Here is a 24,031-nt window from a genome sequence, read left to right on the forward strand (position 1 = left end):
ATGGCGTACGATTTTCTGGTACCGGTTAGTGAAAAGGTACTGGCATTTACAGAACTCCTTCCCCCCCAATCTCTTGGGAAAAACATTTTCAAACACACCGAGCAAAAAGGCATGCCGGTTTTTGCCAACGCCACCGTGGCTATTCTCGGGGTATTGGAACACCGCACCCCTTACGATCGCAGAACCGAGAAACTTGATTTGGATACCCAGCGTCTGCAGTTGTACCGACTGATGATGGGGAACTGGAACACCACCATCATCGATATCGGGGATGTGCATGAGGGAGAACGCATTGAAGACACCTACTTCGTCGTTCGCGAAATCGTGGCCGGCCTCTTGGAAGAGCGCATCATTCCTCTGGTGCTCGGAGCAACACAAGACATCACCTTCCCGACCTATCGGGGATTCGATAATATTCGGGATCTGATCAGCATCGTTCAAATCGACAGTCGTTTTGATTTTGGCGAAGAAGATGAACTGATTGGAACCCAGTCCTATATGAGTAAGATCATTACGGACAAACCCAACAACCTGTACCATTTGACCAATATCGGTTACCAGAGCTACTTCAATGCTCAGGAAGAAATCGATTTGATGGAGCGTCTCTTTTTTGAGACCTACCGACTGGGAGATATCGCAAAGGATATCCGATTGGCCGAACCCTTGCTGCGCAATGCAGACTTGATCAGTCTGGACATGCATGCTGTGCGGGCACAGGAGGTTGGGAAAGATCAAGACTTCTCACCTAATGGCTTTACCGGTCGCGAGATTTGTGCGCTAGCGCGCTACGCTGGAATCAGTGACAAGGTATTCCTCTTTGGTATCTATGAAATGGAGAACACCTCCCTTTGTCAGCAATTGGTGGCGCAGATGATCTGGTACTTCTTAGAAGGGCTGAGTCTGCGTATCGAAGAAGAGCCGACCGAGGAAAATGAGGACTTTGTCAAGTTCACGGTGCCTACTGAAACCGAGGATTTGATTTTCTACAAGAGTCACCTGACCAGTCGCTGGTGGTTGGAGGCTCCTGCTTTGGTCCCCATGGATACTAAAAAACCTTCTGTCACGTTATTACCCTGCACCGAAGAAGACTACTTGGCCGCATGTAACCAAGATATTCCGGAGCGGTGGTACAAGGCCTATAAAAAGGGCTTTAACTAAACAAATAAAAATTTCATGGATTCGCCCTTGTGGCGCACAATAATTTACTCGAAAGCAAGTTTAGAGTATATGTTTGTGTGCACTATGTGTAAATCCTAAATGAAAAATTTAACCTAAAGTATGAAAAAGCTATTTCTACCTACACTAGCACTTGGCTTCCTGCTCGCAAGCTGCGGGGGCAGTTCAGGGTCTAAAGGAGAATTGGTGGGTGTAAAAGGGAAAAAGTGGTACCCAGAAAAACCCTACGGAATGGAATTGATTCCGCGTGGGTCTTTTGTCATGGGTAAAGCCGAAGAGGATCAGGCCAAAGTCCTGAATGCTCCAACCCGAACAGTAACCGTTCGTTCCTTCTACATGGACGACACGGAAATCACCAACAGTGAGTACCGCCAATTCGTGGAATGGGTTAAGGATTCAGTTGTACGTTTTGAACTGGCCAAGCTCTCCGACCAATTGGGACTTACGCCTGCCGACGGCGGGATTGGTGAGTACGCCTTCGCCAGTGCAGATACCACAAAAATTTCAGTCTACGAGCGCTATATGCTCGACAACTATTCCGGTCTGGGACCAACAGGATACGAGGGACGTGCTTTGAACAAGGACGTGGACTTGATCTGGGATACCAGTGACTATCCGGATGAATACTATGTTGAGGTGATGGACTCTCTTTACCTAAGTGAAGAGGAGACTTACAACGGTCAGCGTACCATCGACGTAGAAAAGTTGAAGTACAAGTACACCTGGATGGATATCGAGTCTGCTGCTCGCTCAAAGCAAAGCCGCAGAAAAGACTACATCCGCCAAGAGGAACTGAAGATTTATCCGGATACGACGGTTTGGATCCGCGACTTCCAGTACTCCTACAATGAGCCCATGCACAACGATTACTTCTGGCACGATGCCTACAGTGAGTACCCTGTTGTTGGGGTGAACTGGAGACAGGCACAAGCGTTCTGCCACTGGAGAACAAAATTCAAGAACGACGATCAAAAAAGCCGCGGTAAGCAGTTTGTCAACCAATTCCGTTTGCCAACGGAGGCGGAGTGGGAATACGCTGCCCGAGGTGGGATCGAAGGAGGTACATACCCTTGGGGTGGACCTTATGTAATCAGTGATACCGGTTGCTTTATGGCCAACTTTAAGCCACAGCGCGGGGATTACGCGGCCGACAACGCTTTGTATACCGTTGAAGCGAAGTCTTACGAGCCGAACGATTACAACCTGTATAATATGGCTGGTAACGTAGCCGAGTGGACCAACTCAAGCTACGATCCTGGAGCGTATGAATACGTATCGACCATGAACCCGAACGCTGGTTCTTCACAGAACAGAAGAAAAGTGATTCGCGGTGGATCGTGGAAGGACGTTGCTTACTTCCTACAAGTGAGTACTCGTGACTACGAATACCAGGACTCAGCTCGTAGCTACGTCGGGTTCAGAACGGTACAGGATTACATGGGCGAGGAGGACTCAACTCAGTAATTCTTGGCTATTTAGAACACTATCTTATCTTTAACCAAATACTTATACATAATAACTTAAATCATTTTTGAATCATGGCACAGTCTAAATCAACAAAAAAGCTATTTAACATGGCCTACGGTCTTGGAGCTTCAGTCGTTATTATTGGAGCACTTTTCAAGATCCTTCACTGGGAGATCCCAGGTGTAATTAACGGCAGTCAACTTTTGGCTCTCGGTCTTATTACAGAGGCCTCATCTTTGCAATTAGTGCATTCGAACCAGTCGATGAAGATCTTGATTGGTCCCTAGTCTACCCAGAATTGAAGGGTGATGGAAAAGGAGGAAAAAACGAAGCTGCTTTAGCTCGTGAATCTGAAAGCCTACTTTCCGGGAAACTGGACGAACTTCTTAAGGAAGCCCAAATCGATGCCAATTTGATGAACAGTTTAGGAGAGAGTATCCGCAGTTTCGAAGGAGCTGCTAAGAACATTTCTCCAACCACAGACGCCATTCAGTCTACCAAGAAATACTCTGAAGAATTGTCTCACGCTGCCGCGCAGATGGAGTCTTTGAACAGCTTGTACAAAGTACAGCTCGAAAGTGCTTCTCGTCAGGCTTCTATCAACGAAGAAGTGGTACAAAACGCAGGGGCGTTGAAAGACCAAATGGAGTCTTTGGCTTCTAACCTTTCTTCATTGAATGGTGTTTACGGTGGTATGCTAACCGCAATGAACAAGAAGTAATTCCTGTTGCTATTAGTCCCCAAATCAAGTAGAATCAACAAAAAATAATAGACAAAATGGCTGGAGGAAAACAGACGCCACGTCAAAAGATGATCAACCTGATGTATCTGGTGTTCATCGCGATGTTGGCCTTAAATATGAGTAAAGAGGTCTTGGCCGCTTTCGGAACCATGAATGAGCGTTTCGAAGATGATAACGCCAAAAAAATCGCCTCTAATGACGCTTTCTTGGAAAGCTTAGAAATTAAGAAAGGTGAAGACCCGACCAAATACGAAGCTCTTTACAACAAGGCAGAGCAAGTCAAAACCCTTTCTAAAGAGTACTTTGACTACTTGCAAGAGTTGAAAACTGCAATGACTGCTGACGTAGATGATCCTAAGGATTATCAAGTTATGGATAAGGCGGATTACCTGGACAATGAATTCTTCGAAGGCGAAGGTTACAAGCCTGCAGGACAAGAGTTTATCGACCGAGTAAATAATTATCGCGAAGCGATTCTTAAAGTAATTGACGGAGAAAAAATGACTGCGGCTGAAGAGTCGATCAAAGGTCGTTTTAATACCGATGAGGTTGAGAATCGTGAGAAGATTATGGTTAAGTGGTTGGAATACAACTACAAAGGGTACCCACTAATCGCATCTTTGACCAAGATCACCCAATTGCAAAACGATATTCAGGCAACTGAGCAGGATATCCTTTCGGGGATGTTGCAGGGGAACTACCAGCAAGCGCTGGCCTTGAATACCTATAGCACTTTGCTTCAGCCTTCTAAAACGGCCTTTTATGCCGGTGAGAAGTTCTCAGGAAGGTTGGCGATCGGGAAAACCGATGCTTCGGCAACACCTAAGCGTGCTGAGTTGAAGTTGGACGGCCGTTCCCTGAGTGAAGGGAGAGATTACAAACTCGTTTCTGGTGGTGTTGAGCTGTTGTTCGGTGCCGGTAATGCGGGAGATCACGAGTTGAGCGGAAAATTGTTTTACGACCAGGACGGTGAAGAAACCGAAGTGGAAGTGACCAACAGCCGTTTCTCTACCATCAACAAGCCGAATGCTGCAAACATCGCTGCGGACAAGATGAACGTGGTTTACCGTGGTGTTGCTAACCCAATGACGATTTCTATTCCTGGAATCGCTGAGGATAAAGTAACCGCTAGTGCTCCTGGACTAAGAAGAGTTCGTGGTAGCAAGTACATCATGAACCCAGGAAGTGGTCGTGAAGTAACGATCAATGCTTCAGGTGTTTTGCCTGACGGTACAACGATCCGAACTCCTGCGAAATTCCGTATTAAAGATATCCCTCGCCCTTCTGGAACCCTTCGTGGAGAAGCTGGAAGTGTGAAGATGCCTAAACGTAACCTGGAAATTGCTACGGTTGGAGCCATGCTGGAAGACTTTGATTTTGATTTGAACATTGCGGTGAGCGAGTTCAAGTTCAAAGTGCCAGGGCAGCCTACGGTAGTCGTGAAAGGTAACCGTATGAACGCTCAGGCGAAGAGTACCATCCGTCGCGCTAAGCGAGGCGATAACGTACAGATTTTTGACATTAAAGCATACATCACCAACAACAGAAACTACAAGTTGAAGAAAGTTTCTCCGGTGGTCGTAGAGCTTACGAATTAATAACTATATGACTATGAATTGGAAATCAGTTTTAATCGTTGCTGCAGTGGGATGCCTTCCGCTCTCATTGTCTGCACAGGCCAACATCCTGAACGCAAGGAGTCCAGAAGAGGTAGGTCGTAAGACTTCAGCGCAGATTGCGGCTGATGACGACAAGCCCCTGGCCTACGGTTATGTAGACGACAGAGATATTCTCTGGTCGAAGACCGTATGGGAAGTGATCGACTTGGATGAGCGAGTGAATTTTCCGCTCTACTACCCAACCGATACCATAGGGACGGACAGACAGTCTTTGTACTACACTTTGCTGAAAGGTGTTAAAAGTGGAAAACTCGACGCGTATACCGACTCTTACTTTACCGAAAAGAGAAAGTTTACCGAGTTGACGGCAACCTTAGCAAAAGTGGATACAACAGACTTGGGTTACGAGCAAATCAATGCTGGTGAGCAATTGTCTGAGGAGTTTGTTAACCGCCGAGATATTTCCGGTGCGGACATTGAAGAGTTCCGTGTAAAGGGTATCTGGTACTTTGATAAGCGCCAAGGAGAATTGAAATACCGCATTCTCGGAATCGCTCCTGTTGCTCCGGACGTAAACTTTATCGATGACGAATCGGTAAACCCTGGAGAAAACAAAGTCGAGTTGTTCTGGGTTTGGTATCCGAGTGCACGCCAATTGCTGCACGATGCCAAGGTGTTTAACTCCCGAAATTCGGCCCAGCCGATCTCTTTCGACATGCTCTTAAATGCGAGGAGATTCAATGGTGTCATCTACAGGGAAGACAATGTACAAGGCGATCGAAACATCAACGAGTACATTTTCGACAACGCTCTCTTCCAGCTGCTGGAAGCCAATCGGATCAAAGAGTCTATCCGCGACCGCGAACAAGACATGTGGGCCTACTAGGCTTATCCTATAAAACACTCCAATTCACAAGTATTAACCGCACCTGAAAAGGTGCGGTTTTTTTGTTTGGGCTCCCGTACTTTTGTGCCATGCTGGATTACTTGATTGTCGGTGGGGGACTAACAGGGCTTTCTTTGGCTCACATTCTGGAAGAAAGAGGGCTTTCGTTTCGGATGATCGCCGATGGGGCCCAAGGAGCAACCGGAGTGGCTGGGGGGCTGTACAACCCCGTTATTCTCAAGCGTTTTACCCTGGCCTACCGAGCCGAAGAGCAGATGGATGGGATTGACACTTTCTACCAGGCCATCGAAGCGAAACTTCAGCAAAGCGTGGATTACAAAGTACCGGTCTACCGAATCTTTCATTCCGTAGAAGAACAAAACAATTGGTTTGCTGCAGCCGATAAGCCGGGCTTAGAGCGCTTTGTCGAACCCAAAGTGCACCCCAACACCAATTCTGCCTTAAAAGCCCCTCAGGGTCTGGGTCAAGTCTTGGAAACCGGGCGGGTCGATACGGCAGCCCTGCAGACCGCTTATCTGGAGTATTTGCGCAACAAGGGGTGGCTTCTGGAAGAACGTGCGGATTACGAACAACTGCAGTCCAAGCAGGGCGGAGTGATCTATAAGGAACTTCAGGCCAAAGGGGTTGTTTTTGCTGAGGGCTACGGACTAAAGCAGAATCCATTCTTTGACTATTTGCCCTTGACCGGGACCAAGGGCGAACTGCTCACCATTCACTGTCCAGGACTGCAAGAAAATAAAGTGGTCAAAGCAAGGGTGTTTCTTATTCCTTTAGGCGATGACCTCTACCGGGTGGGCGCTACCTATAAATGGAAAGACAAAACCAATACACCCACGGCGGAATCCCGGGCCGAGTTATTAGAAAAACTCGCCTTGATCCTCGATGCTGATTTTGAAGTGGTGGATCACCGGGCTGGCGTGCGCCCCACAGTGACCGATCGACGTCCCTTGGTTGGAAGACACCCGCAATACCCGGCCTTTTGGGTCTTGAATGGAATGGGGTCCAGGGGAGTGATGACCGCTCCTTTTGCAGCCGAATTTTTGGTCAATCACATAGAAAATGGGAGTCCTTTGCCACCAGAAATGGACATTGCACGTTTTGCAAGTAAGTGGCCTTCTAGTTAGCTTTCTTGGCTAAATCATCTTCGTAACTGTAGAAGAAATTGATCCAGATATTTCGCGATACACGAATCAATACGGGCATCAAAGCGACCAGGGCGCCAATGATGACCAAGAAACTCTGAATAAGATCCAGGTCGAAAAAGAGGTGAGCAATTACAAAACTCGCTACAGCGGTTGCCACTCCTAAGCCATAGCTTACGTACATGGCTCCATAAAAGAAAGAAGGCTCCATCTTGTATTTCACCCCGCAATTTCCACAGCGCTCATGCATTTTGAATAGTTTGGCCGGGTTGTAGGGATTTCGATGCACATACATGCGTTCTTGTTGGCAGCGGGGACAAGTTCCTGTTAAAATGCTGTAGAGTTTACTTCCTTTTTTTAACATTTGCAGGGTTTTGCTACAAAGGTAGGCCTTGGTCCTGCGCTGACCAGTATTTTTCGCATGTTGAACGTACATAATTTAGGGGTTTCTTTTGGTGGAGTTCCACTGTTTGAAGGCATCAGTTTTAGACTCGGTCCCGGGGATCGCGTGGGCCTGATCGGAAAGAACGGTGCGGGTAAATCCACCATGCTTAAAGTACTGGCCAAAGACATCGATCCCGACCAGGGAAGTCTGGCCTCCGATAAAGAAATGAGCCTTGGCTTTTTGCGTCAAGACATCGACTTCGAACAGGGGCGTACCGTAGTGGAGGAAGCCCAGCAGGCCTTTGTCGAAATCAAGGCCCTCGAGAAAAAGCTGGAAACGGTCAACCAGGAACTGGCCGAACGCACCGATTACGAGAGCGAGAGTTACAACCAACTCATGATCGATCTCAACGATTTGCAACACCGCTACGAGATCATCGGCGGGTACAACTACCAGGGAGATACCGAGCGCATCTTGCAAGGACTCGGCTTTAAACGAGAGGAATTCGGAAAACTCACCGAAACCTTTTCCGGAGGTTGGCGAATGCGGATTGAGCTGGCCAAACTCCTATTACAGCAGAACGACGTCTTGCTTCTCGATGAGCCCACCAACCACCTCGATATTGAATCCATCATTTGGTTGGAGCACTTTCTGAGTTCCTATCCGGGAGCGGTGGTGATCGTTTCGCACGATAAGATGTTCCTCGACAATGTGACCAACCGCACCATCGAGATTGTCTTGGGGAGGATTTACGATTACAATAAGCCTTATTCCAAATACCTGCTCTTAAGAGACGAAATCCGCGAGCAGCAGCTTGCGGCTCAAAAGAACCAGGAAAAGCACATACAGCACACCGAGAAGCTCATCGAAAAATTCAGGGCCAAGGCTTCAAAAGCATCGATGGCCCAGTCACTGATCAAAAAGCTGGACCGGATCGACCGCATCGAGGTGGATCAGGACGACAATGCCGTGATGAGCATCCGCTTTCCGGTATCGGTCACCCCGGGCAAGGTGGTGGTGGAAGCAGAATCCATCGGAAAGAACTATGGCCAAAAGGAAGTACTGCGCGAAATTGATCTGATGATCGAGCGCGGGACAAAACCGCTTTTGTAGGGCAGAATGGGCAAGGCAAGACGACCCTGGCCAAAGTCCTTGTAGGCGAGGTAGAATACAGTGGTGATCTCAAACTGGGGCACAATGTGCAGATCGGTTATTTTGCCCAGAACCAGGCGGAGTACCTGGATGGCGACAAAACCGTCCTGGACACCATGATTGATGCGGCCAACGAAAAGAACCGCCCGCAGGTTCGTGATATACTCGGATCCTTCCTATTCCGTGGAGAAGAGGTCGATAAGTATGTGAGGGTCCTTTCCGGAGGAGAGCGCAACCGCCTGGCCCTGGCAAAGCTCTTGTTGCAGCCTTTTAATGTCTTGGTCATGGATGAGCCGACCAACCACCTGGACATCAAATCCAAGAACGTACTCAAGGACGCCCTGAAGAACTTTGAAGGGACCCTTATCCTGGTTTCGCACGACCGGGACTTTTTACAAGGCCTGACCGATCGGGTCTACGAATTCCGCGATCGCCGTATCAAAGAGTATTTGGGTGATATTGACTTTTACCTGGACCAGCGCAAAGTGGACGACTTTCGATCGGTGGAGAAGAGCAGTGACAAACCCAAAGAGCAGCCTGTCGAAAAGCCCAAGGCTGAGATGGATTACAAGCGACAGAAGGAAGTGAAGTCCCTCAAGAATAAACTCGGGAAGACCGAGAGAGAAATTGAGGAACTCGAAAAGATCCTGGCCGAAATGGACCACCAATTGTTGATGGATTACGACAAAACGGCGAGTGATCCAGCCTTTTTTGACGGCTACCACAAGAAGAAAGCCCGATTAGAAGAGCTCATGGAGCTTTGGGAGACCTTATCGGCCCAATTAGAGGGCTAATTCTCTGTCAGAAAAGCATCCTTTTTTGCTTTACCACAGCATTTCATGCTTTCACAACATTTATAAGCCTATTCCCTGCATTTATTTGTGCAAACTGTGGACTTGGGTGTTATTTGTAAGATAATTCCTAAAAAGGAACCCATGCGTCGAACCGTACGTTCTACTTTTTTAACCCTCTTTGCTGCACTGATGACCTTGCCTATGCAGGCACAAGATCTGTTGGCAAAAGAGCGGGAAGCATTGGTAGAACTCTACAAGGCGACCGGTGGTGACCAATGGAAGAATTCTTGGGATTTAAATACTCCCGCCAGTCAGTGGTATGGTGTTAAGGTTCGCAACGGCCATGTAGTTCGTCTGGACCTCTTCAACAACCAATTGACGGGTACTCTGCCTTCCAGTATCGGAAAGTTCAGAAGTTTGGAATATTTGAATTTGAGCTTTAATCAACTGACAGGGACTTTGCCCAAGCAATTGACGGAGCTTCGTTCTTTGCGCATCCTCAAATTAGAAATGAACCGTATAAAGGGGGAATTGCCGGCGAAAATCGGGAAGATGACCGCTCTGAGAGAGGTGACCCTTTTCAACAACTTTATCGGGGGAGAACTTCCGGAAAGTCTGGGGAATCTAAAAAATTTGGAGGTGTTGAATTTGTCCAGTAATAATTTAAGGGGAGAGATCCCGCTGGAATTGGGTTCTATAGAAAAATTGGAAGTGCTGGGCCTCTTTGAAAACCAGTTGGTGGGTAATCTGCCTTCTAGTTTGGGGAATCTAGCAAAGCTAAAAGAACTGGTCTTGGCCAACAATATGCTCGGGGGTGCCATCCCGCTGGAATTTGGAAACCTGGCCAGTATCGAAATACTTCAGATTCAAAACAACCGCTTTCAGTCTTTTGACGGGCTTTACAAAATGCCCACCAAAAACCTGTTGGCCTTTGATTCTGATGACAAGAAATTTCGTCCACAGTTCAAGTCTTTCAGTATTGACCGTACCCGTATGGCCGATACCAAGTTCGAAGACGACGACAACGAAGACGAAGATGATCACAAGTAGTTAGTTTGTACTTTTAGTTTGTTTGGTTCGGGGAAGCAGAGGTGCTTCCCCTTTTTTGTTCATCGATCAAGCGCCCTATTTTTTCGACGTATGACGTTATGCATTCAGGGTTGAGCGGTTAGATTTAGTATAGATTTAACAACTCAGGGCCTGTTTCAACCTAGCTTTGCAATACTTAAACAAAAATGCATGCGTCAAGTCATTTCATTCATCTTGGGAGCCCTCCTAATAGCCGGGTCTATTTATGGAGCTAAGCTGATTGCTGACAGTAAAGAAAACAAGCGTCCACCTGCCAAAAGGGTCGTTAAGACCGTCTTTGTTGACACCATCGCCAATGGGGTAGTGCCTATTGAGGTTGAGGCCAGCGGAAGTCTGGTTGCCCGCCAAAGAGTAGAACTCTTTGCTGAGGTGCAAGGCGTTTTTAAACCAGGGGTCAAATTGTTTAAGTCCGGGCAGCCGTACACCAAGGGCCAGACCCTGATTCAAATCGATGATTCTGAATTCAGGGCGGGAGTTCTTTCGGCCAAGAGTAACCTTTATAATCAGATCACGGGAATCATGCCCGATCTGCGTTTGGACTATCCAAATCAATACGCCAAATGGGAGGCTTACCTGCGTCGATTTGACTTGAATAAATCCACTCCTCGTCTTCCAAAAATGGATAACGAAAAAGAAAAATACTTTATCTCCGGCCGCGGAATCCTGGCCACTTACTACAACGTCAAAAACCAAGAGAACCGTTTGAGTAAATACCGTATTCAGGCGCCCTTTCAAGGGATTTTGACCGAGGCGCTGGTGACGGAAGGAACCTTGATCCGTGCGGGGCAAAAACTCGGAGAATACATCGATCCTACCAATTATGAACTGCAGGTAGCCATTCCAAAGACCTACAGTGATCTTCTGCGCGTTGGGAAAACGGTAGAGTTGGAAGAACTCAGTAGAAATAAAACCTACAGAGGAAGAGTGAGCCGCATCAACGGTCGAGTTGATCAGGCCTCTCAAACCATAACTGCTTTTATCGATGTCCGCAATGCGGCCTTAAAAGAAGGACAGTACCTGCAGGCGCGATTAAATGCCAAGGATGAAGCGGATGCCATCGAGATCGATCGATCCCTGCTGTTAGAAAACAACCGGGTCTTTGTGGTAAGGGACTCCATTTTGGATATGATTCCAGTAGAACCTGTTCACTTTTCGGACCGCAAAGTGGTGCTGAAAGGCGTGCAAAACGGAACCGTATTGGTTTCTAAGCCTGTGGTTGGGGCCTATGCCGGCATGCTGGTCAAGGTATATGGTGCTCCAGAACCGACAGGGGCTGCTAGCACTTCTGGAACGTCAACACCAGAGACCGAGACGGGGGCATGAGAAAAATCATCAGCTATTTTATTCGCTATGAAGTTGCGGTGAATGTTATCATCATCGCTTTCTTCATTTTTGGCCTGGTGGGAATGACCTCCTTGAAGTCGTCCTTCTTCCCGCTGGTGGAGTCCAAGATCATCAATGTTGCGATTACCTACCCTGGGGCTTCTCCACAAGAGATTGAAGAAGGGATCGTCCTCAAGATCGAAGACAACCTCAAGGGTCTGCGGGGTGTTGATCGGGTAACCTCCGTATCAAGAGAGAACAGTGGTACCATTACTATAGAAATTGAAAAAGGCCAGGACATCGACTTCATGCTTTTGGAAGTCAAAAATGCAGTGGACCGGGTGCCTTCCTTCCCAACCGGTATGGAACCCTTGGTGGTTTCTAAGCAGGAAGCCATTCGGCAAACCATCAGTTTTGCCATCAGTGGCGATAATATACCCTTGGCCACGCTCAAGCAGATCGGCCGCCAGGTCGAAAACGATTTACGTGCTCTGGATGGCATCTCTCAGATTACCGTGAGTGGTTACCCTGCGGAAGAAATAGAGATTGCCGTCAAAGAAGAACAGCTTTTGGCCTACCAGGTCAGCTTTGCAGAAGTATCTCAGGCGGTCGCCAATGCCAATATTTTGGTGACTGGAGGGAATATTAAAACAGACACCGAGGAATACCTGATACGGGCCAATAACCGCTCTTACTACGCCGATGAGCTTTCGTCCGTTGTGGTCAAGGCTGATGCCAGTGGTCGTTCTGTTCTCTTAAGTGATGTTGCTGAGGTCAGAGATCGTTTTTCAGAGAGTCCGAACGCCTCTTTTTTTAATGGTCTTCTTTCGGTTAATGTAACCATCACCAGCACCAACACAGAAGACCTCATTGGAGCCGCGGACACCGCCAAATTATACATCGAAGAATTCAACCAGAAGTACACCAACGTCAAGCTTGATGTGATCAATGACCTTTCGGTAGTACTGAATCAGCGGACGGAACTCCTGACCGAAAACGCCCTGATGGGAATGATTTTGGTCTTGATCTTTTTGTCCCTCTTTTTGAATGCCCGCTTGGCTTTTTGGGTAGCATTTGGATTGCCTGTGGCCTTCTTTGGGATGTTCATTTTTGCCCCCATGTTGAACGTGACCATCAACGTTTTGTCCCTTTTCGGGATGATTATTGTCATCGGAATTTTGGTGGATGATGGTATTGTGATCGCGGAGAATATTTACCAGCACTACGAGAGGGGTAAAAACCCTACTCAGGCAGCTATCGACGGAACCATCGAGGTATTGCCTCCTATTATTTCGGCTATTATCACCACCATCCTGGCTTTTTCCATCTTTCTGTTTTTAGACGGCCGAATAGGGGAGTTCTTTTCGGAAGTATCCGTCATTGTGATTTTGACCCTTACGGTCTCTTTGGTAGAGGCTTGATTATTCTGCCTTCTCACTTGGCCCACTCCAAAGCCCTGCGCAAGCAGGAGCATACCACCAAGGGGATTGCGGGTGTTTTCTCCCGAATTCGGGTGATCAATAAACTGGGTGAAACCATCATGAACTGGATGCGAGATTACCTCTACAGCCCGGTATTGCGTTTTGCTCTGCGCTTTAAATTTTTGGCTTTCTCACTCTTTATCGTCGCCTTGGTGTTGACCATGGGCTCCTTTAACGGTGGAATTATCCGCGGATCTTTCTTCCCGCGAATTGCCAGTGATCGTGTAGCAGTAGAACTGCTGATGCCTAACGGAACCAACGAACGAGTAACGGATTCCATCATCAGTTTAATTGAAGAGAAATCACGGATAGTCAACCAGGAATTGACCGAAAAGTACCTGAAAGGAAGCGACAAGCAGATGTTCGAGAACACCATAAAGAATCTGGGCCCTGGTTCTTCCGCAGCTACTTTGGTCATTAACCTCTTGCCTGGGGAAGAGCGCCCCGATGAGGTGCGTTCTGATGTGGTCACCAGTCGCCTTCGTGAATTGGTAGGGCCGGTTATTGGGGTAGAAAGCCTCATCTATGGATCAGGAGGAAACTTTGGGGGAGACCCAGTTTCCATCTCCTTACTGGGGAGTAATATTGAACAACTCAAAGCGGCCAAGGCAGAGCTGAAACAGGCGATGCTGGACAATGCTCTTTTGAAAGATATAGCCGATAACGACCCTGATGGAATTAAAGAAATTCGTCTGGAGCTCAAGGACAACGCACGTCCTTTAGGACTGGACCTCCGAGGGATTATGAATCAGGTGCGTTCTGGATTCTTCGGAGTGCAAGCCCAACGTTTTCAAAGAGGGCAGGACGAGATCCGTGTGTGGGTGCGTTATGCCCGTTCCAACCGCTCTTCCATTAGTGATCTGGACCGTATGCGAATCAACACCCCGACGGGTGCCCAGGTTCCCTTAAACGAAATTGCAGATTATTCCATTGAACGCGGAGATGTCGCCATCAACCACTTGGATGGACTACGAGAAATCCAAATCAGTTCGGATTTAAGCAATCCGGACGAAACCACGGCCACCGAAATTTTGGAATGGATTAGAGGAGAAGTGATGCCCGATATTTTGGCGCGCTACCCCACGGTAACGCCTTCCTATGAAGGTCAGAACCGAGAGGCGGGTAAACTGGTCAGCTCCCTGCGTTTTGTAGGACTAACGGTCTTGTTCCTCATTTACATGACCATTGCCTTCACCTTTAGAAGCTTCAGCCAACCCTTACTGCTTATACTGATGGTTCCCTTCAGCTTGACTGCAGTGGCTTGGGGGCATTACCTGCACGGTTTCCCGGTGAATATCCTTTCTCTTTTGGGAATCATTGCACTTATAGGGATTATGGTCAACGATGGCTTGGTGCTGATCGGAAAATTCAATTCCAACTTACGAGAAGGCCTTCAATTTGACGAAGCGCTTTACGAAGCCGGTCGTTCGCGATTTAGAGCGATCTTTTTGACTTCGGTGACGACCATTGCCGGATTGGCTCCCTTACTTATTGAAAAAAGCCGTCAGGCTCAGTTCTTGAAGCCTATGGCGATCTCTATTGCCTATGGGATAGGGTATGCTACGCTCTTAACTCTTATCTTATTACCCTTGTTCCTCTCTTTTGGAAATTCCCTTAAAGTAGGAGTGAAGTGGTTGAGAACCGGGGGTGATGTGAGTAAGGAGGAAGTAGAACGCGCGATTAAAGAACAAAACAGCGGCTATGATGCACACTAGACTTTTTTCTTTTCTGCTGTTGTGTCTATTGCTATGTACCGTTGCTACACAAGCACAGGAGGTCATAACGGATCAGAACATTCCTTCTAAGACAACAAAAGATGTCGAGCTTTTGACCAAGGACCAAGCGGTTCAACGCGCCTTGGAAGAAAACCTCGGGGTACAGGTGGCCCTGAACAATGTCGATATCGCTAAAAATAACCGCAGTCTTCTCAATTCTCGATTTTTGCCTACGGTAAGCGGATCAGCAGGGGCCAGTCAAGACATCAACGATCAGACGGCTACCTTTCAGGACGGATCTACCCGGACCGTAGAAGATGCGGAAACAACCCGCTACAACGCATCGGTTAATGTAAACTACACCCTCTTTGATGGGTTCGGACGTTGGTATAATTACAAACGTTTAAAGGAGGAGTATAACCTCAGTGAGCTGCAGGCTCGGGAAACCATCGAAACCACCTTGCTGCAACTCTTTACGGTCTATTTTGAAGTTGCTCGACTTACCGAAAATATTACGGTGTTGGAAGATACCTATGCCAACACTTCGAGTCGCTTGCAGAGAGCCGAGTACAGTTTTGAATTCGGGCAGGTCAACAAGCTGGATGTGCTCAACGCTCAAGTAGATCTGGTCAACGACAGCATCAACCTGATTTCAGAAAAGCAGGCCTTGCGCAATGCTAAGCGTGATTTGAACATCATTTTGAATAAGTCACTAACGGATCGCTTTGTAGTAGATACCTCGGTCTATTTTACCAATCCACTCAAAATCCAAGAGTTCGTCGGCAGTGCCTCCGAGAACAACGTAACCCTTCTACAACTCGAAAAGAACATCCGCATCAACGACTTCTTGCTTAAAGGGAGTAAGTCGGTTTTTTTACCGACCATTGGTCTAACCGGTTCTTACGGATGGAATCAAGGGCAGTTCCCGGCTACCAACTTTTTGGCGTCGAATACTTCCCAGGGATTTTCAGCCGGGCTTAATCTAACCTGGAACCTCTTTGACGGAGGCTCCGGAGTGACCGCCGTGCGTAACGCTCGCATACAATTGGATTCACAAGAACTGCTCAGGGAACAGACCCGACAGCAGATTCTCCGCGATATCGCCAATGCCCTGGGAGACTATGAAAACCGCCTGCAGGTATACAACTTGCAGAAACAAAATGTCTTGACGGCGACGGACAACTATAACCGTTCCAATGAGCAGTACAAGGTGGGCCGAATTACCTCCATTGAATTGCGTCAAGCTCAGATCAACCTGCTCAATGCCAAAACCAACCGTAACTTTGCAAAGTACACTGCAAAGCTAGCCGAGTTGCAATTACTTCAATTGACTGGTCAGCTGCTCAATCTGGGTTGGTAAAATGAACGAAGTCTTTTTTCAATGTCCGTACTGCTGGGAGCAAATATCAGTTCTGGTGGACCCTTCTGTACCGCAACAGTCCTATATCGAAGATTGTGAAGTCTGTTGCAGCCCCATTCAGTTTGATATTCATGTAGACGAAGGAGGAGAAGACATCAGTCTGCAGGCTGACAGTATCGAGCAGTAGGGGCAGAACTTCCTAGGCTTCCCTATTTTTGTCCTATGACAAGTATTCAAATCATCAAAAACCGCTCTGATATTGGGGCCGGTACCCGGGGATCCGATATGGGTATTGACGCCATCGAGATTGCGGCCATCAATGCCGGAAACGACTACTTTAACCGCTACTTCTACCTGGATGTTCCTACCCACAACGAGTCGGTGTACAACAAAGTAAAAGTCGAGTCAGCCAAGCGGGTTCAATTTGTTTTAAGCCAGTGCCAGCGGGTCTCTAAAAGTGTTCGACAGGTCCTGGGAGGAAAGCATTTCCCCATTGTCCTGTCAGGGGATCACAGTTCGGCTTTAGGAACGCTGAGTGGCCTTAAAGGACACTTCCCTCAGAAGAATATAGGCGTGATCTGGATCGATGCGCACGCCGACTTGCATTCACCTTATTCTACTCCTTCCGGAAATGTGCACGGAATGCCCTTGGCGGCTGCTCTGGGCGCCGATAATTTGAAGTATCAAGTCAATGATTTGGATGAGCAGGCCCGGAGCATTTGGGAAGAGATGAAAGACATCGAAGTGGAAGGGCCTAAAGTCAAACCTGAACACCTCATTTATTTTGGACTACGCGATACGGAAGAGGCTGAAGACGCTCTCCGAGAGGAATTGGGTATCCGGAACTACACCGTAGCCGAAACACGCTTTAGAGGCCTTGAAAATTGCCTTTCTGAAGCGTTAGGTGCGCTTTCTTCTTGCGACTATATCTATGTGTCCTTTGACGTGGATAGCATGGATTGTGACTTGATCTCTCGCGGGACTGGAACTCCGGTTTCTAAAGGCTTTGATCCTGAGGAAGTCAAAACCATCATTAAAGCGGTGATCGACACCAATAAGTTGATATGTCTGGAGGTATGTGAGGTGAATCCCTTGCTCGATACCAAAGGAAATGTGATGGCCGAAACCGCTTTTAAAGTACTGGATTCAGTTACAGCACATTTTCTAGAACATCACGGCTAAGAAAATTTTGGAGTTCAGGTTCTTAAAATTTTACTAAAACTCCAAAATTGGTTCCACTGCATTGCTTCAGCTATTATATTTGTTTAAGAGTATTTTAAAATAGTTAAACAATGACGGAGTTGTTAGAAAGGGCAGAAGCCTATGAGCGGCTCAAGATGAGCCACATGAGCACTAGTGACCGTGTGAAAGCATCCCGAGAAGGAAAGGAGATTGTTTTGGGGATCAATGAGATCTATAAAAAAACAAAGGACGGCTCTTTGATGGACTGGATGAAGCGCGTCACTGTCAAAAAGAAAAAGATCGAAAAACGTTTAAACTACGTACCAGAAGTTTAAAACAACTTATAGCTTCCTGACGGGGACTGGCAAGTGACGGGAAGAGAATTGCTATGAATCCCTTATTCAATATAAAGTGTTTATGATGGGGCCGTTGGATAACACAGGCATTGCTCCTCAGGAAGTTTCTTCAAGTACCCTATAGTTCGTGTCACAACAAAAATGACCATTCACGATGAGTACAACAACTCCCAAAGTGGCCATAGTTGGTGCAGGGATCAGCGGCCTTACCGCTGCAAAGCGATTTGAGAAGGAAGGATATTATCCCATCTTATTTGATAGGGAAAAACGTATTGGTGGCCGTGTGGTTACAGACGTTCAAGGAGATTTTTATCTTGATCAAGGCTTTCAAATACTACTTACTTCTTATCCTGAAGCCAAAAATCAACTCGATTACGCAGAACTTGATCTGGTTCATTTTGATCAAGGAGCGAGAATTTACAAATCAGGCAAATCTTATTTGCTCGGAGATCCACTGAAAAATAGAAAGTTCTTCTTTCCAACACTCTCTTACCCATTCGGAAGCATACGGGATAAAATGAATGTCTTTCGGCTCAAACATGAATTGAAGAGCAAGAGCGTAGAAGAGATCTTTACTTTGCCCGAAAAGACCACCCTGGAATACCTGCAGGATAAAGGTTTTTCAAAAAGTATTATCGACCATTTTTTCAAGCCCTTCTTCGCCGGAATCTTCTTGGAACCTGATTTAGCCACATCCAGCCGGATGTTTGAATTCGTTTATAAAATGTTTGGAGATGGGCATGCTGCTTTACCCCGAAGAGGGATACACCAAATCCCAAGACAATTACACGGTCAGTTAAGTACAACAGAATTGCGCTTGGAGTGTACCATCACAGGGCAGGAAGGTAGTGAATTACACTGGATCGATGCAAAAGGCGAATCTCACCAAGAATCGTTTGACAAGGTGGTTTATGCCGGTACCTGCATGGTCGATCCGGCTGCACTGAATTTAAACCATGATAAGGGGGAATGGAACAGTTGCAACAACTTCTACCTGGAATATCTCGAGGGGAGCCTCGAAGAAAACCTGATTGGTTTGATCGCTGAACCTAATGCCTTGATCAACAATATGCATCGGGTACCGACAGTAGACGGAACACCGTCTAAGCTTTTGTCCGTCACCTTACTCAAGTCTTCCGAAGTCGATAGCAACACCCAAGCGGAAGCGATTCGTTCAGAATTACGTCGAATATGCGGAATTGAGGCTGGAAAACTGATTGCACATTATCTCATTAAAAAGGCCTTACCTGTGGTAGGGAGCTTGCGGTATCAACTAAAACCGGAAGACTATAGCCGAGAGAATAAGCAGTATGTGGCCGGGGATTATTTACTCTACCCATCACTCAATGCGGCCATGCATTCGGGCAATGCAGCTGCGGAGGCTTGCATCGCTTCAATGAAGCCTGCCATACACTTACCCTAGGCGGATTTGGATAAAGTGTCTTTTTTCCTGTAAATATTCTGGATTATTCCCTTCAGGTATCTTAATTTTGCCTAACCAAACGGAATCACTCACTTGCAAGTGTTTATCAAAATCCAAAAAGCGGCCACTTCCAGGGCCGCTTTTCTTTTTCTAAGTGCGGAGATTTTTGATGGTATGAATGGATCTGGTCGGTTGATATCGCCCTTTCCATTCTCTTTCCGGTCTAAATAGCCCATCGTTTCGTTGAAGTTCTGAAGAGGGAAATTCCTCTGTTTGAATAAAACTACCTTCTCCTAAAGGTCCGTTGAGTCGGTCGATGGCTAGTTTTCGATCCATTCCAAAGTCATAATCGGGATCCATGGATTGCATCTGATCAATAACCGCTGAAATGTCGATAAAGATGGACTCCGTCGCTCTTTGCTTGCGGTTCTTGTGGACGAATTGAGTCTCTAATTTGATCTCATCAATATAGCGGCCCTTGTGCATCTTTAAGCTCTGCTCTACAATGCGCCATTCTTTTTTCTGGGCTTGCATAAGGCCTTTGATGATGCCGAGCTCCATATACAGGTAGCCCTTACCGACATAGTCATCGATGATATAGGGGTTGTTGATGTGCTTTCCGAATTCGCCGGAGCCACCAAAGCTTGTTCCATTGATATTAGGGAAAAGTTCTTTCAATTTCATCACAGTTTTTTTTGAGGTTCTATACCTTAATGACACCAGAAACAAAAGGTTACCCTTCTAAGGCGTTAAATTGAATTATAAACCTCTAGGATTCCCAAAAAAGACGGCCTTTGGGGTTGAAAAAATGCCCCAGGTATTCCAGAATTTCAGTTTCGTACACCCCGTATGCTCTCCAGGCAATCAAACCCAAAAGACCCAATACCAAAAGCCACAGGACACGCTGAGCCGTTCGGTTGGGTTGAGGTGGTGCTGGAGCTTGCATTTCTGAGAAATGAGGGCTAGCGTGCTGCTGACGCGCTAATTCAACTTTAGCAGCGCAACGGGCAATAGCGGTCACACATTCGGCATACAGAGGGCTTTTCACCGCTTCCTCCTTGTTGAGTTCTTTTCGGCAGTAGAAATACTGGTTCATGGCCAACTGAGGTTGTCCTGATTTTTCCAGTTTTTTCGCTTCCTCAAAGATGGATTTGGCCCGTCGGTGAGCTGCTGGTTGCAGACTGTCGTTGACTTCAGGTGCGGCTTTCCATTCCATATCGAGCTGCACACTTTCCTGGAAGCTTGATACTAAAGCATGCACGCCTTTTTCTTCTCCTATTTCGAGGGTGTCGTGCATGTCCAGATCCAGAATTTCTGCATTTTCTTGGGTGAGCAGGGTGGAGTCGTGGCGGGTTTCGGCTTCCCAAATATCCATTAAGTCCTGTAGTTCTTCGCGCTTCTGACGGCGGATCAGGTGTTCGATGAGTTGGTCTTTGAAGTTGACTTCCGCCAAGGGGTCCTTGATCAGTTTGTCAATGAGGTCTTCCCGACCTCTTAGGCGAGTCACCTTCTTTAGGGATTGAATGAATTCAAGCAATTCGATAAAACGGGGATGCTCGATCATTTTTCCTTCGACACTCAGGTTCTTGGTACGGTGACAGTATTCCGCCAATTCCATAAAGAAATAGGTCTGCCACAATTCAAATTCGTTGGAACGCATGGGCCAGTTTCCGGAAGCAGAAATGGCCTGTATGGCTTTGTAGAAGTTGGTCTGTTCCATCAGAACAGTCACCAGCTCTTCCCAATTTTGGTCTGCCGATACGGTAAAGCGCTCGTCGACCAACTTGAGTGTGGACTGGGCGATATGTTTCAGACTAATCATAGGAAATGTTCAAAAATTGTTGCGCCAGGTCCTTCAACCGCTTCTGGCATTTGGCTTTTTGCTGTTTTGCGGTATTGGTATTGGCGTAATTGTATTTTTCAGTCAATTGCTGGATACTCAGGTTGTGGTACCAGAAATCGTGTAATAGATTGTAGCAGTGCCCCCCGGCTTGCTTCAGGCTGTCAAATGCCTTTTCTAAGGCATTTTCAAGGGCCGACATCTTCTCTTCTTTTTCGAGACTATCCTCGATGCCGACATCGACATTGAAATCCGCGAGTTGTTCGTCGCTGATCTTGGAATTAAAGTTTCTCAGCTTACCTTTTTCGCGCAACTTCTCATAGCCCATATTGCGGCATACGGAGTTGATATACGTTTGAATGGAAGCCTTGAGTTCGAAATCAGGATGGATGATTTTTTCGTAGAAGACCAGCAGGGCGTCGTGGTAAATACTGAGCCGATCCGCATCGTCGAGGTTGTCCCCAAAGTAGGTAAGCAAAAACGCCATAGCCCGGGATCTGCACTCCTGGTAAACAGCGCGCAGGGCTTCTTTGTTTTCGCGAATAGCCGCGATGCGTTCTTTGTCGTTCATTGGGTCGTTCTACTTTATGGCGGCCTGTTAGGGCCAAAAAAAGGTTAGGGAAAATAAAGAAAAAAACGCGATGCTTCCTTAACTCAGCATGAAATCTGCACCCTTTTCTAGTTTATGTCATTTTTTCCCACAAGTAACCTCAGGGAGCCGAAATCCATGCCCGAATTTCCTCCATTTCTGGAAGGGATTTCGCCTTTTCCTGTAGCAGAGGCTCTACCTTTCTAAAGAGCCTCTTTTTGGTCAGGTTTCTGGTTTTATCCGCAAAGTGAAATTGCACCGCCTGGTCGCTTTTGCGGTAGCCGTCAAATTCACTCTGGGTGATGGGCTGCTCGAGTACTTCTTCCAAAATACTCTTACTCGAAAGCAGGATGTGGTCGAGCGAAGGTTCAAAAGTGACCAGCTTGACCGGAACCGTTGAAGGCACTTGCTCGATGAGTTCCACAGACTTGCGAAGCTGTTCTTCGATGTCTTCTCCTTCCTTTCCGGCGATATCCACCAGAAGAAGCACCTGAAAACCACCTTTAACACGTAATGAGCGGACAACGGAAATGGCCGATTGGTGTCCTCCACCAACCAAGGTCTTTACCGTAAGGGGAAGGGATCTGCCCAAGGAGAGTTCAAGAAGTTGTTTTTGCTGTGCTGATTCGTATACAATTACTTTTTTCATAGATCGAGGCTTTAGAGGTAATCAACGCGGTGATCGTAATCGGGGATTAACTGTTCGAAAAATCGTCGATTCTTGATTTTAAAAGCTTTTGTAAAGGTTTGCCGGTAAAGGCATTCCTTGATTTCTTCTTCCGACCACAACAGTATAGTCTGAGGTAGCGAAAGTTGGGCTTGCATCAGGGCAGACGGACTAAATCCCGTGGCCGAGAATACAGAACCTACGGCATAGCCGGGTCGGTTCATTAATTTGCTTCTAAAGCGCGAAATGTGCCCCGATGATACATTGGCTCGGCGGGAAGTCACCCCTCCCTTCGAAAGGCAATGCGATTCCACAATACAACTGTGGCCATTGAGGTAGATGACCCCGTCTAGGTTTTCCAGGGCATCTCGTTCTTGATCTTCTTTGACTTGGTAGGGGAAGCGAACTTCGGCTCCTTCCAACTCAAAAGCCCGAATGATCAACTGGCGGAAGGCGAGTTGAGGACTGAGGCCCTCCTGCGCCTTTCTGGGATCGATAATGGTCTCCCAGGCCCGGATCAATTCTTGGTGGTTGGCGTTTTTTAGGTTTATCTCCATGAATAGAGTGTTTGCTACATCCCTTAAGGAGTGTCTTTAAAAGGTTTTAGGTCTTCAAAAAATCGACGGTTCTTCTCTTTTAGTACCTGCACGAGTTTTTGGTTCTTGAAGGCCTCTTTAATTTCTTCTCCGTCCCAGAGCAAAATGCATTGGGGGCTGGCCATTTGTGCTTGTTTATAGGCACTTTCTTTATAACTGGTGCGGGCAAAGAAGCAACCGATGCCGTAGGAGGGACGGTTGATGAGTTTATTTCGGAGCTGCCCGATTTGATCCGAGGTCACCTTGCGCTGATCAAAGCATTTGGATTCAACAATAGCGCTGATACCGGGAAGGTAGATGGCACCATCAATTTCTTCCAGTATGCGGCTGTCCGAAAAAGGCTGGGCCATAAAGGGGTACGATACTTCCGCTCCCTCCAGCTCAAAAGCGCGAATAATCAGGTATTCAAAGGCGACTGGAGCGCTGAGGTCGTGGAGGCCTTTTGCCGGATAGACCCACGGTTCGATGACTTCATCCCAAATGCGAAGCAGGTGTTCGTGGCTGAACCCTTGAAAAAGTTGGGTGTTGGCGTTGATTTCGTTCTGCCAGTTCTGCAGGTTGCCCATGGTTGGTAAAAATTAAGTGGGAAAAGATAGTGATTCCTAAATAGCACACATCGAGCACATTGCTGAATATTCATGCCGTCTAAAAAGAAGTCCTCCGAAGTAGTCTTCCCACAAATCTGACTACAAGGCGGTCTGACAATATCGTGAAAAAAAGTCTTTTAGCACGGAATTCTGAGCAGAGATCCTGACAGGAAAGAGAATGCGTGCAGTACTTGCCAGATGATTCTGGCAGAAGGAGGGTGGTTAGGCCTCTTTTTTGTCCCAGTAAGCCAAGAGAATGGCCAACAGAAGGACGGAGCCAGCGAGTAGAAGTTGGATGTAGAGGAAGTGGGCTTCCTCGTCTAATAACTGAATGAGCAGAATAACCCCAACGGCAGAAAGGCCATAGATCTGCTTGAAATTTTTGGATTGCAGTGTTTTTTTCATTTGAAAGCTTGGTTCTTGTTCAATTCTGGGGGAA

20 protein-coding genes and 3 pseudogenes are annotated in these 24,031 nt (G+C 47.1%); 15 read left to right on the forward strand and 8 right to left on the reverse strand.

The window, feature by feature from the left end; all coding sequences use genetic code 11:
- The 6 genes and pseudogenes from BST99_RS13600 (at position 1) to BST99_RS13625 (ending at position 7,035) form a co-directional block, all read left to right on the forward strand.
- Positions 1–1,158 (forward strand): formimidoylglutamase, encoded by a 1,158-nt coding sequence (locus BST99_RS13600; RefSeq protein WP_105002278.1) that lies wholly within the window; start codon positions 1–3, stop codon positions 1,156–1,158.
- 120 nt (positions 1,159–1,278) lie between these two features.
- Positions 1,279–2,640, forward strand: coding sequence for a T9SS ring complex lipoprotein PorK/GldK (porK, locus tag BST99_RS13605; protein ID WP_105002279.1), 1,362 nt, complete (start codon positions 1,279–1,281; stop codon positions 2,638–2,640).
- A gap of 74 nt (positions 2,641–2,714) precedes the next feature.
- Positions 2,715–3,364: pseudogene (gene porL, locus BST99_RS13610) on the forward strand (type IX secretion system motor protein PorL/GldL).
- Positions 3,365–3,420: 56 nt separating this feature from the next.
- Positions 3,421–4,983 carry a type IX secretion system motor protein PorM/GldM gene (porM, locus tag BST99_RS13615; RefSeq protein ID WP_105002280.1) on the forward strand — a complete coding sequence of 521 codons (1,563 nt, stop codon included), beginning with the start codon at positions 3,421–3,423 and terminating at the stop codon, positions 4,981–4,983.
- 13 nt (positions 4,984–4,996) lie between these two features.
- Positions 4,997–5,890, forward strand: a complete 894-nt coding sequence (porN, locus tag BST99_RS13620) for a type IX secretion system ring subunit PorN/GldN (RefSeq protein WP_105002539.1) — start codon at positions 4,997–4,999, stop codon at positions 5,888–5,890.
- A gap of 89 nt (positions 5,891–5,979) precedes the next feature.
- Positions 5,980–7,035 (forward strand): NAD(P)/FAD-dependent oxidoreductase, encoded by a 1,056-nt coding sequence (locus BST99_RS13625; protein ID WP_105002281.1) that lies wholly within the window; start codon positions 5,980–5,982, stop codon positions 7,033–7,035.
- Here BST99_RS13625 and BST99_RS13630 read toward each other — a convergent pair.
- Complete coding sequence (locus BST99_RS13630; protein WP_105002282.1) at positions 7,028–7,417, reverse strand: DUF983 domain-containing protein; 390 nt, start codon at positions 7,415–7,417, stop codon at positions 7,028–7,030. The two genes, BST99_RS13625 and BST99_RS13630, sit on opposite strands and share 8 nt — an antisense overlap.
- 57 nt (positions 7,418–7,474) lie before the next feature.
- Between BST99_RS13630 and BST99_RS13635 the strand changes: the two are divergent.
- From BST99_RS13635 to BST99_RS13675, 9 genes and pseudogenes are all read left to right on the forward strand, one after another.
- A pseudogene (locus BST99_RS13635) lies at positions 7,475–9,384 on the forward strand (ABC-F family ATP-binding cassette domain-containing protein).
- A 141-nt stretch (positions 9,385–9,525) separates the two neighbouring features.
- A complete protein-coding gene (locus BST99_RS13640) occupies positions 9,526–10,434 on the forward strand; it encodes a leucine-rich repeat domain-containing protein (protein WP_105002283.1) in 909 nt (302 codons plus the stop codon).
- A gap of 189 nt (positions 10,435–10,623) precedes the next feature.
- A complete protein-coding gene (locus tag BST99_RS13645; RefSeq protein WP_105002284.1) occupies positions 10,624–11,796 on the forward strand; it encodes an efflux RND transporter periplasmic adaptor subunit in 1,173 nt (390 codons plus the stop codon).
- Positions 11,793–14,992: pseudogene (locus tag BST99_RS13650) on the forward strand (efflux RND transporter permease subunit). The gene BST99_RS13645 and the pseudogene BST99_RS13650 overlap by 4 nt, the downstream one beginning before the upstream one ends.
- Entirely contained in the window at positions 14,979–16,352 is a 1,374-nt protein-coding gene (locus tag BST99_RS13655; RefSeq protein WP_245916280.1) for a TolC family protein, read from the forward strand. The pseudogene BST99_RS13650 and the gene BST99_RS13655 overlap by 14 nt, the downstream one beginning before the upstream one ends.
- 1 nt (position 16,353) lies before the next feature.
- Positions 16,354–16,539, forward strand: coding sequence for a CPXCG motif-containing cysteine-rich protein (locus tag BST99_RS13660; protein WP_105002286.1), 186 nt, complete (start codon positions 16,354–16,356; stop codon positions 16,537–16,539).
- Positions 16,540–16,574: 35 nt separating this feature from the next.
- Entirely contained in the window at positions 16,575–17,534 is a 960-nt protein-coding gene (locus tag BST99_RS13665) for an arginase (RefSeq protein ID WP_105002287.1), read from the forward strand.
- A 110-nt stretch (positions 17,535–17,644) separates the two neighbouring features.
- A complete protein-coding gene (locus tag BST99_RS13670; RefSeq protein WP_105002288.1) occupies positions 17,645–17,869 on the forward strand; it encodes a hypothetical protein in 225 nt (74 codons plus the stop codon).
- A gap of 175 nt (positions 17,870–18,044) precedes the next feature.
- Positions 18,045–19,313, forward strand: a complete 1,269-nt coding sequence (locus BST99_RS13675) for an FAD-dependent oxidoreductase (protein WP_105002289.1) — start codon at positions 18,045–18,047, stop codon at positions 19,311–19,313.
- 150 nt (positions 19,314–19,463) lie between these two features.
- Here the strand turns inward: BST99_RS13675 and BST99_RS13680 are convergent, their stop codons facing one another.
- The 7 genes from BST99_RS13680 to BST99_RS13710 all read right to left on the reverse strand — a co-directional run bounded on the left by BST99_RS13680 (position 19,464) and on the right by BST99_RS13710 (position 23,997).
- Positions 19,464–19,997 carry a hypothetical protein gene (locus BST99_RS13680; protein WP_105002290.1) on the reverse strand — a complete coding sequence of 178 codons (534 nt, stop codon included), beginning with the start codon at positions 19,995–19,997 and terminating at the stop codon, positions 19,464–19,466.
- A gap of 85 nt (positions 19,998–20,082) precedes the next feature.
- A complete protein-coding gene (locus tag BST99_RS13685; RefSeq protein ID WP_105002291.1) occupies positions 20,083–21,135 on the reverse strand; it encodes a hypothetical protein in 1,053 nt (350 codons plus the stop codon).
- The gene (locus BST99_RS13690) at positions 21,128–21,724 is read right to left on the reverse strand and encodes a sigma-70 family RNA polymerase sigma factor (RefSeq protein WP_105002292.1); all 597 of its coding nucleotides are present in this window, start codon (positions 21,722–21,724) and stop codon (positions 21,128–21,130) included. Before BST99_RS13690 ends, BST99_RS13685 begins: the two co-directional genes overlap by 8 nt.
- Before the next feature lie 139 nt (positions 21,725–21,863).
- Positions 21,864–22,391 carry a hypothetical protein gene (locus BST99_RS13695; RefSeq protein ID WP_105002293.1) on the reverse strand — a complete coding sequence of 176 codons (528 nt, stop codon included), beginning with the start codon at positions 22,389–22,391 and terminating at the stop codon, positions 21,864–21,866.
- Between the two features lie 11 nt (positions 22,392–22,402).
- Positions 22,403–22,966, reverse strand: coding sequence for a hypothetical protein (locus tag BST99_RS13700; protein ID WP_105002294.1), 564 nt, complete (start codon positions 22,964–22,966; stop codon positions 22,403–22,405).
- Between the two features lie 23 nt (positions 22,967–22,989).
- A complete protein-coding gene (locus tag BST99_RS13705; RefSeq protein ID WP_105002295.1) occupies positions 22,990–23,571 on the reverse strand; it encodes a restriction endonuclease in 582 nt (193 codons plus the stop codon).
- A 243-nt stretch (positions 23,572–23,814) separates the two neighbouring features.
- Positions 23,815–23,997, reverse strand: a complete 183-nt coding sequence (locus BST99_RS13710) for a hypothetical protein (protein WP_105002296.1) — start codon at positions 23,995–23,997, stop codon at positions 23,815–23,817.
- Positions 23,998–24,031: the final 34 nt, after the last annotated feature.

It is taken from the genome of Aureicoccus marinus (genome assembly GCF_002954325.1).
Classification (GTDB): Bacteria; Bacteroidota; Bacteroidia; order Flavobacteriales; family Flavobacteriaceae; genus Aureicoccus; species Aureicoccus marinus.

Coding starts and splice junctions, on each gene's coding strand:
- BST99_RS13600 (WP_105002278.1), top strand. CDS start 1: ATGGCGTACGATTTTCTGGTACCGGTTAGTGAAAAGGTACTGGCATTT.
- porK (WP_105002279.1), top strand. CDS start 1,279: ATGAAAAAGCTATTTCTACCTACACTAGCACTTGGCTTCCTGCTCGCA.
- porM (WP_105002280.1), top strand. CDS start 3,421: ATGGCTGGAGGAAAACAGACGCCACGTCAAAAGATGATCAACCTGATG.
- porN (WP_105002539.1), top strand. CDS start 4,997: ATGAATTGGAAATCAGTTTTAATCGTTGCTGCAGTGGGATGCCTTCCG.
- BST99_RS13625 (WP_105002281.1), top strand. CDS start 5,980: ATGCTGGATTACTTGATTGTCGGTGGGGGACTAACAGGGCTTTCTTTG.
- BST99_RS13630 (WP_105002282.1), bottom strand. CDS start 7,417: ATGTTAAAAAAAGGAAGTAAACTCTACAGCATTTTAACAGGAACTTGT.
- BST99_RS13640 (WP_105002283.1), top strand. CDS start 9,526: ATGCGTCGAACCGTACGTTCTACTTTTTTAACCCTCTTTGCTGCACTG.
- BST99_RS13645 (WP_105002284.1), top strand. CDS start 10,624: ATGCGTCAAGTCATTTCATTCATCTTGGGAGCCCTCCTAATAGCCGGG.
- BST99_RS13655 (WP_245916280.1), top strand. CDS start 14,979: ATGATGCACACTAGACTTTTTTCTTTTCTGCTGTTGTGTCTATTGCTA.
- BST99_RS13660 (WP_105002286.1), top strand. CDS start 16,354: ATGAACGAAGTCTTTTTTCAATGTCCGTACTGCTGGGAGCAAATATCA.
- BST99_RS13665 (WP_105002287.1), top strand. CDS start 16,575: ATGACAAGTATTCAAATCATCAAAAACCGCTCTGATATTGGGGCCGGT.
- BST99_RS13670 (WP_105002288.1), top strand. CDS start 17,645: ATGACGGAGTTGTTAGAAAGGGCAGAAGCCTATGAGCGGCTCAAGATG.
- BST99_RS13675 (WP_105002289.1), top strand. CDS start 18,045: ATGAGTACAACAACTCCCAAAGTGGCCATAGTTGGTGCAGGGATCAGC.
- BST99_RS13680 (WP_105002290.1), bottom strand. CDS start 19,997: ATGAAATTGAAAGAACTTTTCCCTAATATCAATGGAACAAGCTTTGGT.
- BST99_RS13685 (WP_105002291.1), bottom strand. CDS start 21,135: ATGATTAGTCTGAAACATATCGCCCAGTCCACACTCAAGTTGGTCGAC.
- BST99_RS13690 (WP_105002292.1), bottom strand. CDS start 21,724: ATGAACGACAAAGAACGCATCGCGGCTATTCGCGAAAACAAAGAAGCC.
- BST99_RS13695 (WP_105002293.1), bottom strand. CDS start 22,391: ATGAAAAAAGTAATTGTATACGAATCAGCACAGCAAAAACAACTTCTT.
- BST99_RS13700 (WP_105002294.1), bottom strand. CDS start 22,966: ATGGAGATAAACCTAAAAAACGCCAACCACCAAGAATTGATCCGGGCC.
- BST99_RS13705 (WP_105002295.1), bottom strand. CDS start 23,571: ATGGGCAACCTGCAGAACTGGCAGAACGAAATCAACGCCAACACCCAA.
- BST99_RS13710 (WP_105002296.1), bottom strand. CDS start 23,997: ATGAAAAAAACACTGCAATCCAAAAATTTCAAGCAGATCTATGGCCTT.